Source organism: Marinobacter fonticola, from assembly GCF_008122265.1.
GTDB lineage: Bacteria > Pseudomonadota > Gammaproteobacteria > Pseudomonadales > Oleiphilaceae > Marinobacter_A > Marinobacter_A fonticola.
Genome location: NZ_CP043042.1, coordinates 4134000 through 4149859 on the forward strand (window position 1 = coordinate 4134000; position 15860 = coordinate 4149859).

The following is a 15860-nucleotide window of genomic DNA, read 5'->3' on the forward strand; positions in this document are numbered from 1 at the left end:
CATGGCGCAAAGGACAGGACACGCCGCGTCCTCATCGGAAGACACCCTCAAGCCGGACATCAACGCCCTGACCCGCGAACTGCGCGAAGCGGTGGTCAAGAACTACGACGCCTGGAAAGACGACTGGTTCAAGTCCGTCTTCCTCGGCCACGAGCAGGTGCTAGCCATCAATGGCGCAAACACCAGCGCCGGTTCCGATGACGATCAAGTGGTGTCCGCCACCGTCGCGCCCTGTGAGGAGTTGCGCAAACTCAAGATTGCCCACTTCCACGAGAACATCAAGAAGACTCCCATCCCGGTCACCCCCTTCGAAGTACAGGAAAACCAGGGCGGCTGGCTGGGCGACGACTGGACAACGGTCACCACCGGCATCACCGACGCTAATGGTCTGGCCGAAGTCACCGTCACACCGGGCAAGGAATACCGCGTGATCCTCGTCCCGGATATTTCCAAGGCGGACATGGACGCCCTCTACACCAGCTACGACGGCTTTATCGAAAGCTGCTGCGGGGTGCTGGAAGACGCCTGGAACAGCGGCGCCAGCCGGCAGTGGGACACCTACTTGGCACTGCCTGCCGACCGCCGCGATGACGCCGTCTACGCCAGCGCGGTTAGCGGCCTTGCCGATGGCTTTACCGGCATTCTCGACGACCTCAAGCGCATCTACGACATCATCTGCGGCCTGCTGGATTACGACTTCTCCGACATGCCTGAAGACATGGCCGCGCAGATGGAGAAGCTCAAGGAAGCCGACGACGCCTACCTGAAAGCCTGCCTGGTGGCGAACGACGAGATCTTCCTGTTCATCGTCATGTCCACGCTGCGCCAGTACTTTCGCATGCAGTCCCCCACCCAGCTTGCGGACATGGCGGGCGAGTTGCTCGGGCAGGTGCTGTTCGACGTGGTGGTGGGCCTGATCATTACCGGCGGCGCCGGACTGGCGGCCAAGTACGGCACCCGTATCGGCACCAAGGCGGTGGCCAAAGCGGTCGGCCGGGCCGGAGATGACGCTCCTGACAGCGTGGACCTGGGTCCCTTCCTGGTGAAGCTGTCCGATGGCTTCCAGCACTATATGGACGACATCGGCACCAATCACCGTAAAATCCAGACGGCGGGCGAAAGTAATCTGTCGCCCTCCTCGGCAGCTCGCGCATCCGACATGCAAGCCCAGCACCCGGCCTACAACGCCCTGGGGGCCGACGAAAGGGCATTGCCGCTACAGGCCAACCGACACGACAGCGCCGCCTTAAGCGAGAAACCCCGGGAGACCGGCGCACCGGACGAGCCGTCGCCCGCCACCACCGATCAGGGCCGCGCCACCCAGGACAATGCGTCGACCGAGACCTGCGGCGACCCGGTCAGCACCGTCACCGGCGAGGAACTCCTGGAGCTGGTGGATGTCCGCCTGGAAGGCCCGCTGCCGTTCGAGTTCAAACGGATCTACCGCTCCGGTTCCAGTGACCGCCAACTGGACATGGGCTACGGCTGGCGTCACAGCCTGAATCACAGCCTGTCCTTGACCGAAGACGGGATCACCTGGCACGACCACGAAGGCAAGAATACGCGCCTGCCGTCCCTCGACAGCACCCCGTTCGGCAGCAATTCACAGTCCGGCATGGCCGCCTGGCGCGACGGTGAGCAAATCGTTACCTGTGCCGGCGAAAAGCAGCCCCGCTATCATTTCGAGCGGCATGGCGATGAAGGCCGGCTGATCCGCATCAGCGACCGCCATGGTAACGAACTGCGGCTCGGCTACGACCTGCACGGGCGTCTGCATCGGCTCGTCAACGATGCCAACCGGGCATTGGCCTTCGAGTATCGGGACGACCGCCTCGTGTCGGTCAGCCTCCTGCATCGCCGGCTGACCGACAACGGACCGGCCTGGGAGCCGCTGCAAACCGCCCACACCTACGGGTACGACAACGGCGATCTGGTCGAAGCCACCAATGCCGCGGCCGAAACCGAGCGCTACGCATTCGACAACCACCTGCTGGTCCAGCGCACCCTGGCGAGTGGCTACAGCTTCTACCTGGCCTGGGACGACACCACCCCCAAGGGCCGTTGTGTCCGCCAGTGGGGCGACAGCCCGGAAATCGACACCCACTTCGCCTGGGACGACGAGAAGCACACCTGCACCATCACCTACGTCGACGGCAGCGAGGAGCATTGGCAGTACGACGACGGCGCCCAACTCCAGACCAAGATCGATCCGGACGGCGCCCGGCACGTCAACGAATACGACGACCAGGGCCGGCTGACGGCCAGCATCGATCCGCTCGGCGCCAAAACCACCTACGGCTACGACGACGCCGGACGCCTGGTCAGCAAGGTCGGCCCCGACGAGAAACCCATCCTCTTCACCTACCGCCAGGGGCGCATTGCCGAGATCCACCGCAGCGGCCAGGTTTGGGCCTTTGCCTACACGCCCCAAGGCGATCTGGCGAAAGAAACCGACCCCAAGGGCCGCATCACCGACTACAGCTACAACCGCCTGGGCCAATTGACGCGGGTCGACCTGCCCGACGGCCGCCGCCATACCTGGCAATGGAATGATCAGGGCCAATTGCTGGAAGAACAGACCCCCACCGGCGCGCTCCAGAAATACCGCTACGACGCCTTCGGCCGGCTGCTGGCGAAGAAGGACGCCCGGGGTGCGATCACCCAGTACACCCACGATGCGCTGGGCCGGGTGGTCGAGGAGAAACTGTCCGGCAACCGCTCCCGCCGCTATGCCTACAACAGCTTCGGCAAGGTCACCCGCTTCGTCGACGAACAGGGCCGGGAAACCCGTTACGAGTACGACCGCAACCTGCATCTGCTGACCCGCCGCATCAATCCGGACGGCAGCGAGCTGAGGTACCGCTACGATCACCACCGCTTCCTGCTGACCCGGATCGAGAACGAGCGCGGCGAGCGCTACCGCATCGACTACTACCCGAACGGCTTGGTACGTGAGGAAACCGCCTTCGACGGTCGCCGTACGGGCTACAGCTACGATCTCAACGGTCATTTGCTAGAGAAGACCGAGTACGGCACCCGCGATGAAGCACTACAGGTCACGCAGTACGAGCGCGATGTCCTCGGCCAGTTAACCCAAAAAGTGCTCCCGGATGGCCGCGAGGTCCAGTACCGCTATAACCGCGACGGCCAACTGGTCGGGGTCGACGACGGTCACTGGCCGCTGGCGTTCCAGTACGACGAACAGGGCTTACTGCGCACCGAACATCAAGGCTGGGCCTCCCTGCATTATCACTATGATGCCTTCGACCGCCTGACCGGCATGACCATGCCCGACAGCCAGCGCGTGGACTATCAGCGCGATGCCGCGGGCCTGCTGGCGGGCATCGACCTCAATGGCGCCATCCTGACCCGCCACCGCCTGTCGGCGACCGGCGAGGAACTGGAACGCACCCAGGGCGACCTGCTCAGCGCCTACGTCTACGACGACGAAGGCCGGCTGACCCAGCACCGCCTCCACCAACAGCGCATCAAGGACGTCTTCTACCAGCGCGACTACCAGTACGACACCACCGGTAACCTCAAGTCCGTTAACGACAGCCGCAAAGGCCTCCGGGAATACGTCTATGATCCCCGGGACCGCCTGGTGGGCGTGCGCGGTGACGTCTACGAACAACTGATCCACGACCCCGCCGGCAACCTGCTGGAACAGGCGCAGAACTCATCACCGCAGGTCAACGCCAAAGTCCAGGGCAACCGCCTGACCCTGCACGGCGACTGCCATTACGAATACGATGACTTCGGCAACCTCGTCGCCGAGCGGCGCGGCAAGGACCAGAAGCTGGTCACCACCTACCGCTACGATTGCGAACACCGCCTGGTGGAAGTCACCCGCCCCGATGGACGAACCTTCCGCTATGAATACGATGCCTTCGGCCGCCGCATCGCCAAGGAAGACGATCATCAGCGCACCGAATTCATCTGGCAGGGCGACCGCCTGATCGCCGAAGAAAGCGGCAACGACTACCGCACCTACCTCTACGAACCGGACAGCTTCCGCCCACTCGCGCTGGCCGAAGGCTACGGTGCTGAAAACAGCCGCGTCTACTACTACCACCTGGACCACCTGGGCACGCCCCAGGAAATGACGGATTCCGGCGGCCAAATCGTCTGGTCCGCCACCTACCGCGCCTACGGCAGCGTGGTCAGAAAAGAAATCGCCCAGATCCAGAATCCACTGCGATTCCAAGGCCAGTACTACGACCCCGAAACCGGCCTCCACTACAACCGCCATCGGTACTACAATCCGGCTACGGGACGGTTTATGACGCCTGACCCGATTGGGTTGGCGGGTGGCTTGAATAACTACCAGTACGTGCCGAATCCGACGGGATGGGTGGATCCGTTGGGGTTGGCTTGTGTGCCAAAGGATGAGCCAAAGTCAGCAAATAATAGGCCTGATTTTTACGTAGGCCCGAGTGGACCGTCCGCTACCCTTCCTTCCTCAGGTTACCGTTACATGGATTCCAGCTTCGCTGAACAGACCTTTACCTCTAAAGAGGCTCCTCTAAGCTATTTTGGCTTCTCCGAATTCAAGTCCGGCGCCGAGGCACGTGATGCTTTCCAAGTTTATTATAAAGCGGGCGATCCGGCCTCTTGGAGTGACGCCAGATTGCTGGGCAAGTTTGATACACTTCAGCTTTTTGATGGGGCCGGTATACCGAACGCTGAAATTCCAAAAGAATTTGGAGGCAAGGGACCAGGATTAGAGCCTTTCACTGCTTCTTACCCAGAGTATGGAAAAGGGGGAGAACGACAACTCAAGCCCAAAGAGAAGCTATGGGTTAAATTCTACGAAATAAAACTACTACCGGAGTCTGCAAAATGACCGAGGACCAGTTCATCAAGAGCTATCAATATCTAGTAGACAAATACGTACAAGACGCCTCTATAGCACAAGAACTGATTAATCGAGTTAAGGCTGAAGGATCAAATTCAGCCAAAGATCTTATGCACAACTTTCAAGTTAACAGCACCCCAGTGCACGAAGATGATTCAAAACTCATAAAAGAAATTGCTTTCTTTTTTATATAACACCGGCAGGCCAAACAGAAAAATCCCTGTTGGCCCACAAGTCGACAAGGGATCTAAAAGCTATCTTTCGGGGGGTGAGTCACAGCTTGAAGTTATGAGCCTTCCTGCAGATCGTATGTCACACCTTAGCGTTGTTAAGAAAGCGCCAATTGACTAATGGGAAAATTTCGTTTGAGTGCTCTTCAAGATTTAGCTGTGAGGAAAGAACATTCCTTGCTTCAGTGGAAGTATGGGAATCAATCACGAGAGGCTCTAATTCCTCAAATTGATCAAGCGCTAGAGGACGCAGATTCCGGACATATTGTTGTTCTTTCTGGAGAAAAGAATAGTCTTCCAGCGAAGCTCATGGTCGTCTCCGCAGAATCAACGCAAGTGACAAATATCCACCCACCAGACGAATTCGACTACTACTATTTATCCAGGCACCCAGAACTAGGGGTTTCCGTGGTGTGCGTGTCTGAAAAGCCAGTAGAAGGATGGCGAGATTGGCACTTCGGAATCAACTATAGTGATAGAGAGCTCTTTAGGCACTGCCCGGCGTACTAATATGACTAAAGAGAAAATTTCATCAATGCTCACGGAATACAAGATCGCGGAGCACATTCCCTTTATTAACGACCTCCTAACGTCGGAAGACTTTCGTTGGATCACTGATCAGCCAGTTCGAGTCGATACCGCCACAGAGCTTAGGCACCTAAATATCCATCGTGAAGCCGTGGAGCAATCCAACGTCGAAAGCTGGGGTTTCAAACAGAGTACAGAGAAACTCTCAAGAGCAAGTGGGTACGTAGATTTCGTCGCGTTTAAAGCTTCGGGATATTCGGCGAAAGTTTACCTAGACGACGTAACCGAAGAACTCCTCGGTTTAGTAGTAATCAAAAGACAGAGTCCAGCTCCCAGCATCGACAGCGTAGGCAGAGCAATGGGCTAAATGCCCAAGATTATTACGCGCTAAGTTTCGTAAAATTTTTGACGTAAATTTGCTATGGCGGAAAGCGTTACTTGATACCGTGTTCGCGATTGGCCCCATTCGAGTTTTCATCTGTTTGTAGATGGAAGTGTTTATTCGGACGATGGGGTGGGCGGTGAGAACAATTCGTTGAATGTTGGCGAGATTAATGCGGTTCGGCAGGTCTCACCAGACATAGTAGGTTGGGCTGACGAAGAAAGCCCAACATAATGATTACCTTTTGGAATGTTGGGCCTCGCAAGCTCATACCGCCAGCGAACAGCGGATATGACAAAATCTACCGCTGAACCATCGTCCTAGCCCCCTGAATAAACTTCTCCTTATCCCGCTCCCGCTGCGGCTTCTCAACCCCACTCTGACACCCCGGCCGCTGGCCCAATTCATCTAACCAACGGTTCAAGTGGTCCAAGCCTTCCACAGAGGCACCCGACCACTTATGGGTCCGCACCCAGGTCCAGTTGGCGATGTCGGCGATGGTGTATTCGTCGCCGGCCAGGTAGGGCGATTCCGCCAGCCGTGAATCGAGCACTTCGAATAGGCGACGGCATTCGTTCTGGTAGCGGTCGATGGCGGGCTGGATCTTTTCCGGGAAGTAGCGATAGAAGACATTGGCCTGGCCCATCATGGGGCCGACGCCGCCCATTTGGAACATGAGCCACTGCAGCACTTGAAAGCGCACCTTCGGGTCGCTGGGGTAGAGCTTGCCGTATTTCTCGCCCAGGTAGATCAAAATGGCGCCGGACTCGAAGACCACAAAATCGTCGTTGTCCCGATCCACGATGACCGGGATGCGACCGTTGGGATTCATGCTCAGAAATTCCGGCGTTTTCTGCTCGCCTTTGGAAAGATCCACGGCAATCAGGTTGTACTCGACACCCATTTCGTCGAGTGCAACCGTCACCTTGTGCCCGTTCGGTGTAGGCGCGGTGTAGACATCAATCATCGGGTAGCTCCTTACACCTTGGCGGACGGACGAGCCTTGACCCGGTCATACCACGCTTGGAGGTTGGCCTGCTCCGGCTTGATACGGATGTTGTTCACCTTATTGAAGTCGATAGTGGTGAAGGCGTTGATATCGGCAGCGGTGAAGGTGTCGCCACAGAGGTATTCACGGTCTTCCAGGTGCTTGTCCAGGAAGTGGAAGAACTTCTCGACGTTCTTGCCGCACTCTTCGCCCCATTCCTTGATCGGGTTCATGCGGTCCTTGAAATAGCCGGTGGTGTGCTGAAAGCACATGCCCGTGGGCAGGAAGAAGAAAAACTCGATCCAGCGTAGCCACTGTTCCACGTGGGCCTTGCCGACTGCGCCTTCACCCAGCAACGGCGTGGTGCCCGGATGCAGTTCTTCGAAATAGCGGCAGATCGCCATGGTCTCGGCGATGCTGGTCCCGTCGTCGAGTTGCAGCACCGGCACCTTCTTCATCGGGTTCATAGCGGCATATTCCGGCGTCAGGTTCTCGCCTTTTTGCAGGTCGATCTGGACGAACTCGGCCTCGTCCAGCAGGCCTTTTTCAGCCAGGAACATACGAACACGGCGGGGATTCGGGGCGGTCTTGGTTTCGTAGATCTTCATGGACTCTCCTGTCGGCATCGGTCATTTGTTGTTGTTTCGGCCATTGTTCTGCAATTCGGTATCACTCTGCAGAATGCGCTATCGTTAGCGGGCTTAGGGATCAAAGCTTGCCGCCAGGTTGGACCCGGGTCAAGCAGCCAATGACGTGCCGTTGATGTAGCGGGTGATTTCGTCGATAAGCCAATCGGGATCGTCGAGAGGTAAGTCGTGACCCGCATCGGGGTGCAGGCGAAAAGTCCAGTGCCAACGTTCGGCCAGATCCTCGCTACAGCGCCAATCGACAATACGATCACCTGTGCTTGCCAGCAATAGGGCATGCGTCAGGGGGCGTTCCTGAAGGGGGCGATAGCGCGCGGCCGCCATCAACTGGCGCGTAGCATTGGTAGCGGAAACCGGACGTTGGGTCTGGATACTGTACCAACGCTGGACGGTCGCCGGGTTGAGTTGTCGGTTGGACGTCAACGCCAGCACCTGTGCTTCGCGCTCGCGCAGATCCCGCAATGTCAGCAGGCGAAGCAGGGTGGGCCAGGTGGCCGGCTTGAGCCGATGCCAGGGGCGATTGAAGCCACTGCTGGTGTTAATGAGGATTAGGTGCTCGATCTCCCGATCAGCCTGCTGCGCCCAATCCACAGCGACCATGGCACCCATGGAGAGAGCGATCAGTCCGTACGGTCCCGGAATATGGTCTACCTGCCTTTGCACGGCCGCTCGTATGGCCGGCACGGTCCAGGGGCTCGGCTCACGAAATCGGGTGCCGGTACCCGGCAGATCGACGGTGTGGAACCTGTGTTCCGGAAAGGTATCGCGCAGACGCTCGGGTAACACGCCCCAATGCGCATGCTCGCGGGTTAAACCACGCAACAAGATCCAGTGCATTCAGCGTTCCTTAAAGCGCCACTTCGATTCCGGTTTCAGGCATCGCCGGAACCACGAACTCACTTTATCCCTGCTCGCGGTACCAATGCATGATGGCCGCCTCCCGGAGCATGGGCTCCTGGTCCTCGGCTGGCAACCAGTTTTCATGATTGGCTGCGGCCCGCATCAGAAAATCGATAAAGCTTAGATGAGAGCGTAGCACCCGCTGGTGGCGGTGGGGGACCATCGGGTTAAAAAGCCCTTCCAGCCTTAAAAGCTGACGCGGCCGTTTGCGGATCCAGCGCCAGGAGCCCATTTCCAGCGTCAGCGGAATAAAAGCCCCCTCCCCTTTGCGGTTAACCTGCTTGTAAAAATAGTCCCATAGATCGCCGTGGGTCAGATAATGGCGGGACTGCGGCTCAAAAGCGTAGGTGTGATTAGGATAGGCCTGTTCCCACAACAACTTGAGTGCCATCACCGAGGCAATGCGGCGCATAGGCCGGCGACGGTAAGCATAGGGGAACCAGATTTGGTCCTGCCAGCCAAAGCCGGAGTGGCAATCCAGCGCCACGCTGAAGGGACGGCCCGGCAGCAAATCCCGGATGACGGCTTCGAGCGCCCGGTTCTCGGGTTCCATGCCGTTTTCCGGCGTGCCGGTATACCAGGGCAGGCGGCGCGAAACCCGCTGCCCGCCGAGCAGGAAAGTGCTGGTGCCCTGAGCCTCGATCGGTGCATTGCGCATTAAGTCTACACCGTTGGGATTGCTGCGCTGGTTGAGGAACATGCCGCCCGGATTGAGGACCGGCAGCAGAGTGATGCGAATGCGCGAAAGCAGATCCTGCATTTCACGGTCCCAGGTCAAACGGTTGATCAAGCTCTGCAGCCAGGCCAGGATCACTTGCGCGCCAATGCGCTCCAAACCGTGCACGCCGCCGACCAGCAGCAGCACCGGCACGTCGTCCGCCTCGCTGCCGATATCCACGCGATAGAGCGGGAGCGGCACGTCTTTCAACGCCACACGCTCTATAACGCGGGCTTTAACGAGCTCCGGTGCCTCGGCCAGCATCCGCTCAAGGGAGACGATTTCCGGCAGGTAGTCCCGTAGCAATCGTCGCTGTCGTCGATCCCGAGTGGACTGCTCCAATGGAATCGCCGCATGAGGCGTGAGGTCCCGCAGTTCTGTCATAACGCTCTCCCGGATGACATCAACCTGTCATTTTAGCGAGCCGTTGCTACAGATTGATGAAAGGCGCGTTGTCGTCCATCCTCAAGCTGATCAGGATTAAAACCAAACCTGCCTACCCAAAGAGCGCGCGCCTATGCACATCCGCAAAGCCTCCCTATACGACGCCCCCCAAATTGCCCGCCTGGCTACCGAACTGGGCTATCGATCCACCGCGGTGGACATCAATAACCGGCTGGACCAGTTGATGGGCCGCGCTGACCGTTACATCGCCGTTGCGGACGCCGGCGACGAAAAAATATTGGGATGGATTGCGGTGGAAAAACGCCTGTTGCTGGAATCCGGTGAGAAGGCCGAAATTGTCGGGTTGATCGTTACCGGACAAAGTGCACGGCAGGGTGTCGGCGCTGCGCTGGTCAAAGCCGCAGAGAAGTGGGCGGCCAGGCGTGGTCTCGAACACATCACTGTTCGCTCCAACGCGGAACGCGAAGGTTCCCATCCCTTTTACGAAGCCCAGGGATACGTGCGCCGCAAGACGCAGCATGTCTACCTCAAGTCGCTCAGCTCCAACAAAAGCTGATGCCCGACTCCAAACAGGCGACCAGAGGATCCATTGATGGACACGAAGGAACGTTTCCTGAAACTGCCCCACCCGCCCCATGACAGCCAAGTACCCCTCGAAACCGCCATCGCCTCTCGGCGCAGCTGTCGCGAGTTCGATCGCCGCATTATTCCGCTGCCAGCGCTTTCTCAACTGCTCTGGGCCGGCCAGGGCCAGGATCCCCAGACCCGCCTACGCTCGGCGCCGTCGGCCAATCAGACCTACCCGCTGACGCTGCATGTTGCGGCCCACCACGTGAGCAAGCTCGCTATCGATCTCTACCGCTACACGCCAGGCAACCATAGCCTCACTCCCGCCGGTCTGGGCGATGTGCGAACAGCCTTACAAGAACTCGCCCTCGAGAAGCAGCCCTGGATCGGGCAGGCGCCGATGACTATCGTCGTCAGCGCGGCTGTCGACACAATGAACGGCGAGTTCACGGGACAGCCGCCCGCGGGCCGGGGCGCTCGCTATGCCTATATCGAAGTAGGCGCCGCGACGCAGAATATCCAGTTGCAGGCGAGTGCGCTTGAAATGGGGACGGTGCTGGTGGGCGCGTTTGACGACGAGGGTATTGCAGAGGCTCTGAAGCTACCGTCAGGGCATCTGCCGATAGCTCTGATGTGTATCGGCTACCCGCACGAGTAGAGCAACCTGGAGTGGAGAAACGGACCGAATAGGCGTTCGGTCGAGGACTTTCGTAAAACAACCCTCAGGCTGCCTTGCGAAAGTCCTCGGACCGGACGATCTTGGCGCGCTTGCGGTTATAGCGGGTTTTGTCCTTAACAACCTGCAGCCGATAAAGCGGTGAACGCAGATCGCGCTGAACCTGATTGTGTTGGGTGGGTGTTCGTTTCTTTCTTGCCATAACAAAGCTCCTTCGTTGGAACCCGTATCGTAGGCGTCGTCGGCACCCTATGCAATCCGCAGCAGTACTGAGTTTTGCTTCAGGTGACGCTTGGCCTATCAGGGTCTGTCAAACACATGATGACAGCTAATAGTTTTGCAGAGCGGAATTATATTTCCTATCGCAAAATTACGTTACATAATTCAATGGAAACACCGCGCCATTTCCGGATACTGGCAGGCCTTCTTGAAGCTCAATTTCCATCGGAGTGCTGCCCATGGGTTTCTTTCAGCGGCTACGTATCCGCTCGCGCCTGCTCATTGCTATCTTGGTTCCTGTTTTGCTCACCGCAGCCGTCGTGGCCTGGGTGACCACCGTTCAACTTAAAACCAACGGTGACGCTGAAATCGAGCGATTGCGAGGCAACCTCATCGAGGCCCATAAAACCGGGCTCAAGCATATCGTCGAAGCCGCCCGCACGGCTATCGAGGCGGATTACAACAGCACAACGCTCAGCGCGGAAGAAGCCAAGTTACGTGTCCGAGACACGATTCGGTCGATGGGTTTTGGCGCCAAGAACTACATCTTTGCCTACACCCACGACTCCTTCAATCTCGCATTCCGCCCCAAGCCCAGCGCCGAAGGCTATGTCAAGAACAGCACCGCGGAGACAAAGGCCTTGCTCAAGGCCTTGTTCGACGCTGGCCGCAATGGTGGCGGTTTCTATGCTTACGAGCGCAAGAACCCGGCATCCGGTGAGGTGGAGCCGAAGATCTCCTACTCGCTGGTCCTCGACAAGTGGAATTGGGTGATTGGCACCGGGGTCTACGTCACCAGCGTCGATAAGACGGTCGCCGCAGCCGAGGCCCAGATTGCCGATAACATCAGCGCAGCACTGGCTTCGATTCTCGCGGTGACGGGCATTGTCGTCCTTATCGCCATCGGTTTCGGCGTGCTGGTTGGCCGAACGGTCACCCGGCCGCTGGCAAACGTGAGTCGCACCATGCAGGAAATCGCCGAGGGTGAAGGCGACCTGACCCAGCGTCTGCCCGACAGTGGCCACGATGAGCTGGCCGAACTAGGCCGCCGTTTCAACGCATTCGTAATCAAAATACAGAAAACGATTCGCGACGTGGGCGATACCACCCATCAGGTAGCCTCCGCCGCCGAGGAACTCAGCCGTGTCGCGGAAGAAACCCGCCGCTCGGTGCAGGTACAGGGTTCGGAGACCGACCAGATCGCCTCGGCAATCAACGAAATGGCGGCCACCATCCACCAGATTTCAAAGAACGCTAATGAAGTCCAAACCGCCGGAGCCGATGCCGACCAACGAGCAAAAGAAGGCGGCCAAACAATTTCAGCCTCCCAGCGCTCGGTTCGCGAACTTTCCGCCAATATCCTCAAGAGCGCCGAATCCATCGATGCACTGGCAGCCCGCAGTAACGACATTCAGTCGGTGCTGGACGTGATCCACGATGTAACCGACCAGACCAATTTACTTGCGCTGAACGCCGCTATCGAAGCGGCCAGGGCTGGCGAGCACGGGCGCGGATTTGCCGTCGTCGCCGACGAGGTCCGTCAGCTTGCACGACGTAGCGGTGAATCGGCCGGTCAGATTAGAACCATGATTGATGGCTTTATCGCAGAATCCCGCAGCGCGGTGGAAACCATGCGTGCGTCACAGGCGCTGTCTGACGGCACCGTCGAACGCATCGACCAAGCCACTACTGCCCTGAATACGATTGAGTGTTCGGTGGATGAAATCCATAACCAGGTTACCCAGATCGCCACGGCGGCAGAACAGCAAAGCCAGGTCGCCGAAGAGATCAACCAAAACGTGATCCGTATTGTCGAGGCGGCCCAGCACAGCGACGAAGGCGTCACTCAGACCAACGAAGCAAGCCACGAACTGGCCCAGCTCAGCGAACAATTGCGCACGCTCGTTAGTCAGTTCAGGGTTTGATAATACGAATCTGTCAGGCCGCTGTGCAATTGTGTGCAGCGGCCTTTTCCTTCACATCGCCACCGGCGCCACACCGATCAGCACCCGGTGCAGCCACACCACAAACAGCGCATAAACCACCAGGCCGCCGGCAATAGCGATGATGTCGTTCATGGGGTTGTGAGGCAGCTCCGGCTTTGCCCGGGGTGCACGGCGTTTGAGAGAAATCCGGTCCGCCACCGCCCAGGCCAGAAAACCACCGAATAACAGCACATCCGCGAGCATGCCATTGGCCAGCAGGTGGGCCAGCGCCCAGAGCTTGACCGCCACCAGCATCGGGTGCTTCACCGCACGCTGGATACGGCCGGGCAGATAAGTGGCGAACAGCAGGACAAAGACCGGGATCAACAGCACCATGGCGAGGTGGCGCATCCACATGGGCGGCGTGTAGATCACCACCGGCTCCAGTCGCGCCTGACCGTAGCCCCAGATCAGGAGCACCAACCCCACTAGCGCCACCAGCGAGTAAAGACCCTTGAACGGCCCCTCGCCCAAGCGCTCCGCCATGCGGTTACGCCAGGGCTCGGCGACGATCGACAGCGAGTGCACGCCCAGGAAGATGATCAGTCCAAGGATCAGTACGGTCATTGCGGTGCTCCCTCATCGTTTTTCAGGAGCTTAGCGGAGAAGTCTGACGCCCGAAAGACAGGAGGGAGAATAAGGGAGGCCGGGCAATAGGTACTTGCCCGGCCAAACGCTTACTGAACGTCAGCCCTATTGAACGTCGGCGTTATGATAGACGTTCTGCACGTCGTCGAGGTCGTTGAGCATGTCGAGGAACTTGTCGAACATCTCCACGTCCTCGCCGGTGACCGGCGCGGTGGTCTGGGGCAGGAACTGGATTTCGTCCACTTCGAAGTCGATCTCGCCAAAGGCATCGGCCAGCGCCTGCTTGGCTTTGGCGTATTCGGTGTTGGGCGCGAAAACGGTAATACGGCCCTCTTCGTTCTCGATGTCAGTGACATCCACCTCAGCTTCCATCAATGCTTCGAGAACCGCCTCTTCGTCGTCTCCGGCGAACGCGAATATGGCGCAGTGATCGAACATGTGACTGACGCTGCCCGGCGTGCCGATCTTGCTCTTGGTCTTAGTGAAACAGACGCGGACATCGCCAAAGGTCCGGTTGGGATTGTCGGTCAAGCAGTCGACGATGACCATGCAGTTGCCCGGACCGAACCCTTCGTAACGGGCTGCCGAGTAATCTTCGCCGCCGCTACCTTTGGCTTTCTCGATCGCACGCTCGATAACGTGGGTCGGCACCTGGTCTTTCTTGGCCCGGTCGATCAGGTTGCGCAGGGACAAGTTACCATCCGGGTCGGGGCCACCCTGCTTGGCGCAGACGTAGATCTCACGCCCGTACTTGCTGTAGACCTTGGTTTTGGCGTTGGCCGTCTTGGCCATGGAATCTTTGCGGTTTTGGTAGGCTCTGCCCATACCCGTGCCTCAATGTGTAAACGCAGTACTTGCTAGTGAACAGAATACGTAAAGAATTAAGTGGAACAGCCGGTGCTGTTCAAAAGAGCAGCGATTTTACACATAGAGCGCTGGCCAGTTCTATTTTTTAATCGCCGCTTTCTGTAACCCGAGGTTCACTGCAAGCCGTACCAGCAGCCCGGCCACCAAGCCCCAGAAGGCTGCGCCAACACCCCAAAGGGTCACCCCGGACACGGTCACCAGAAAGGTGATGAGCGCCGCTTCCCGGCCTTGGGCGTCATCCAGGGCCGCATGCAGGCTGTTACCGATGGTGCCCAACAGCGCCAGCCCTGCCAGGGCAACGACGAAAGCCTTCGGAAAAGCCGCAAACAGAGCCACGACGGTGGCGCCAAACAATCCCACCAGGATATAAACCACACCTGCGCAGACGGCGGCCAGATAGCGGGCCGACTTCTTTTCGCCAGCTTCTTCGCCCATGCAGATGGCGGCTGTAATCGCGGCGAGGTTGAAAGCATAGCCGCCGAAAGGCGCGAGGATCAGCGTGGCCAGGCCGGTCACCGTCAGTACGGGAGAAAGGGGCGTGCGAAAACCGTTGGCCCGAAGCACAGCCAGGCCCGGAACGTTCTGGGAGGTCATGGTGACGACAAACAGCGGTACACCAACACTGATCAGCACCGGCAGCGAGAAGTCCGGCCAGACCAACCGCGGCTCAGCCAACGCCAGTTCCAGCCCACCCCAATGCAAGCTTCCCTGCAGCCAGGCAGTCAACATTCCCACAGCCAGCACCAGCAGGATCGCATACCGCGGCAGCAGTTGCCGGCTGATCACATAAGTCACCAGCATCAGCGCGACCAACAGGAAGCTGCCCTCCAGCGCCACGAATGCATCGAGCCCGAACTGGAACAGGATGCCCGCCAGCATAGCCGCTGCCAGGGATTGCGGCAGGTGTTTCAGGATACGCTCGAACCAACCGGTCCAGCCGACGATGATGGTCAACACAGCGGCGAAAATGAAGGCTGCCGTCGCCTGCTCCAGGGAGAATCCTGACAGACTGGTTGCCAGCAAGGCCGCACCTGGCGTGGACCAGGCCGTCAGCACAGGCTCCCTGAAATAAAGCGAGAGGCCGGCACTGGTCAGCCCCATGCCCAACCCCAACGCCCAAATCCACGAACTGATTTGAGCCGACGTGGCCCCGGCGCTCTCGGCAGCCTGCAGAATAATCACCACAGAACTGCTAAAACCCACTAGGACGGCCACGAAGCCGGCGGTCACATGGGAAAGCGATAGGTCTTTGAGCGCACTGGGCAAGGCCACGGCTTTATCCTTAGTTTTTTGTGCGCTATA

Annotated in this window: 13 protein-coding genes; 5 read left to right on the forward strand and 8 right to left on the reverse strand. The window is 58.6% G+C overall.

Annotation, left to right across the window (positions count from 1 at the left end; all coding sequences use genetic code 11):
* The first annotated feature begins 1 nt into the window (after window position 1).
* Together FXO11_RS18425 and FXO11_RS18430 are read left to right on the forward strand one after the other, a co-directional pair.
* Window positions 2–4846 (forward strand): RHS repeat-associated core domain-containing protein, encoded by a 4845-nt coding sequence (locus FXO11_RS18425; protein WP_227545962.1) that lies wholly within the window; start codon window positions 2–4, stop codon window positions 4844–4846.
* Between the two features lie 753 nt (window positions 4847–5599).
* Window positions 5600–5983, forward strand: coding sequence for a hypothetical protein (locus tag FXO11_RS18430; RefSeq protein ID WP_148864402.1), 384 nt, complete (start codon window positions 5600–5602; stop codon window positions 5981–5983).
* A 316-nt stretch (window positions 5984–6299) separates the two neighbouring features.
* Here FXO11_RS18430 and FXO11_RS18435 read toward each other — a convergent pair whose 3' ends face one another.
* The 4 genes from FXO11_RS18435 to FXO11_RS18450 all read right to left on the reverse strand — a co-directional run bounded on the left by FXO11_RS18435 (window position 6300) and on the right by FXO11_RS18450 (window position 9635).
* On the reverse strand, window positions 6300–6965 hold the full coding sequence (locus tag FXO11_RS18435) for a glutathione S-transferase family protein (RefSeq protein ID WP_148864403.1): 666 nt from the start codon (window positions 6963–6965) through the stop codon (window positions 6300–6302).
* Window positions 6966–6976: 11 nt separating this feature from the next.
* Window positions 6977–7594, reverse strand: a complete 618-nt coding sequence (locus FXO11_RS18440; protein ID WP_148864404.1) for a glutathione S-transferase family protein — start codon at window positions 7592–7594, stop codon at window positions 6977–6979.
* Between the two features lie 129 nt (window positions 7595–7723).
* Window positions 7724–8470: an alpha/beta fold hydrolase gene (locus tag FXO11_RS18445; protein ID WP_148864405.1), complete on the reverse strand. Its 747-nt coding sequence runs from the start codon at window positions 8468–8470 to the stop codon at window positions 7724–7726.
* A 64-nt stretch (window positions 8471–8534) separates the two neighbouring features.
* A complete protein-coding gene (locus FXO11_RS18450; RefSeq protein ID WP_148864406.1) occupies window positions 8535–9635 on the reverse strand; it encodes a M14 family zinc carboxypeptidase in 1101 nt (366 codons plus the stop codon).
* A 133-nt stretch (window positions 9636–9768) separates the two neighbouring features.
* Between FXO11_RS18450 and FXO11_RS18455 the strand changes: the two genes are divergently transcribed.
* Window positions 9769–10212, forward strand: a complete 444-nt coding sequence (locus tag FXO11_RS18455; protein WP_148864407.1) for a GNAT family N-acetyltransferase — start codon at window positions 9769–9771, stop codon at window positions 10210–10212.
* Between the two features lie 36 nt (window positions 10213–10248).
* Window positions 10249–10881, forward strand: a complete 633-nt coding sequence (locus tag FXO11_RS18460) for a SagB/ThcOx family dehydrogenase (RefSeq protein WP_148864408.1) — start codon at window positions 10249–10251, stop codon at window positions 10879–10881.
* 64 nt (window positions 10882–10945) lie between these two features.
* Here the strand turns inward: FXO11_RS18460 and FXO11_RS20305 are convergent, their stop codons facing one another.
* Window positions 10946–11101: a hypothetical protein gene (locus tag FXO11_RS20305; protein ID WP_168203203.1), complete on the reverse strand. Its 156-nt coding sequence runs from the start codon at window positions 11099–11101 to the stop codon at window positions 10946–10948.
* Window positions 11102–11357: 256 nt separating this feature from the next.
* Here FXO11_RS20305 and FXO11_RS18465 point away from each other — a divergent pair, with 256 nt between their 5' ends.
* Window positions 11358–13043: a methyl-accepting chemotaxis protein gene (locus FXO11_RS18465; RefSeq protein WP_148864409.1), complete on the forward strand. Its 1686-nt coding sequence runs from the start codon at window positions 11358–11360 to the stop codon at window positions 13041–13043.
* A gap of 51 nt (window positions 13044–13094) precedes the next feature.
* Here the strand turns inward: FXO11_RS18465 and FXO11_RS18470 are convergent, their stop codons facing one another.
* The 3 genes from FXO11_RS18470 to FXO11_RS18480 all read right to left on the reverse strand — a co-directional run bounded on the left by FXO11_RS18470 (window position 13095) and on the right by FXO11_RS18480 (window position 15830).
* Window positions 13095–13670 (reverse strand): NnrU family protein, encoded by a 576-nt coding sequence (locus FXO11_RS18470; RefSeq protein ID WP_148864410.1) that lies wholly within the window; start codon window positions 13668–13670, stop codon window positions 13095–13097.
* Between the two features lie 126 nt (window positions 13671–13796).
* Window positions 13797–14516: a YebC/PmpR family DNA-binding transcriptional regulator gene (locus FXO11_RS18475; protein ID WP_148864411.1), complete on the reverse strand. Its 720-nt coding sequence runs from the start codon at window positions 14514–14516 to the stop codon at window positions 13797–13799.
* A gap of 120 nt (window positions 14517–14636) precedes the next feature.
* Window positions 14637–15830, reverse strand: a complete 1194-nt coding sequence (locus FXO11_RS18480) for a benzoate/H(+) symporter BenE family transporter (protein WP_148864412.1) — start codon at window positions 15828–15830, stop codon at window positions 14637–14639.
* Window positions 15831–15860 lie beyond the last annotated feature (30 nt).

What these genes read in the sequence shown, in the direction of transcription:
- FXO11_RS18425 (WP_227545962.1), top strand. Translation starts at nt 2, where the DNA reads ATGGCGCAAAGGACAGGACACGCCGCGTCCTCATCGGAAGACACCCTC.
- FXO11_RS18430 (WP_148864402.1), top strand. Translation starts at nt 5,600, where the DNA reads ATGACTAAAGAGAAAATTTCATCAATGCTCACGGAATACAAGATCGCG.
- FXO11_RS18435 (WP_148864403.1), bottom strand. Translation starts at nt 6,965, where the DNA reads ATGATTGATGTCTACACCGCGCCTACACCGAACGGGCACAAGGTGACG.
- FXO11_RS18440 (WP_148864404.1), bottom strand. Translation starts at nt 7,594, where the DNA reads ATGAAGATCTACGAAACCAAGACCGCCCCGAATCCCCGCCGTGTTCGT.
- FXO11_RS18445 (WP_148864405.1), bottom strand. Translation starts at nt 8,470, where the DNA reads ATGCACTGGATCTTGTTGCGTGGTTTAACCCGCGAGCATGCGCATTGG.
- FXO11_RS18450 (WP_148864406.1), bottom strand. Translation starts at nt 9,635, where the DNA reads ATGACAGAACTGCGGGACCTCACGCCTCATGCGGCGATTCCATTGGAG.
- FXO11_RS18455 (WP_148864407.1), top strand. Translation starts at nt 9,769, where the DNA reads ATGCACATCCGCAAAGCCTCCCTATACGACGCCCCCCAAATTGCCCGC.
- FXO11_RS18460 (WP_148864408.1), top strand. Translation starts at nt 10,249, where the DNA reads ATGGACACGAAGGAACGTTTCCTGAAACTGCCCCACCCGCCCCATGAC.
- FXO11_RS20305 (WP_168203203.1), bottom strand. Translation starts at nt 11,101, where the DNA reads ATGGCAAGAAAGAAACGAACACCCACCCAACACAATCAGGTTCAGCGC.
- FXO11_RS18465 (WP_148864409.1), top strand. Translation starts at nt 11,358, where the DNA reads ATGGGTTTCTTTCAGCGGCTACGTATCCGCTCGCGCCTGCTCATTGCT.
- FXO11_RS18470 (WP_148864410.1), bottom strand. Translation starts at nt 13,670, where the DNA reads ATGACCGTACTGATCCTTGGACTGATCATCTTCCTGGGCGTGCACTCG.
- FXO11_RS18475 (WP_148864411.1), bottom strand. Translation starts at nt 14,516, where the DNA reads ATGGGCAGAGCCTACCAAAACCGCAAAGATTCCATGGCCAAGACGGCC.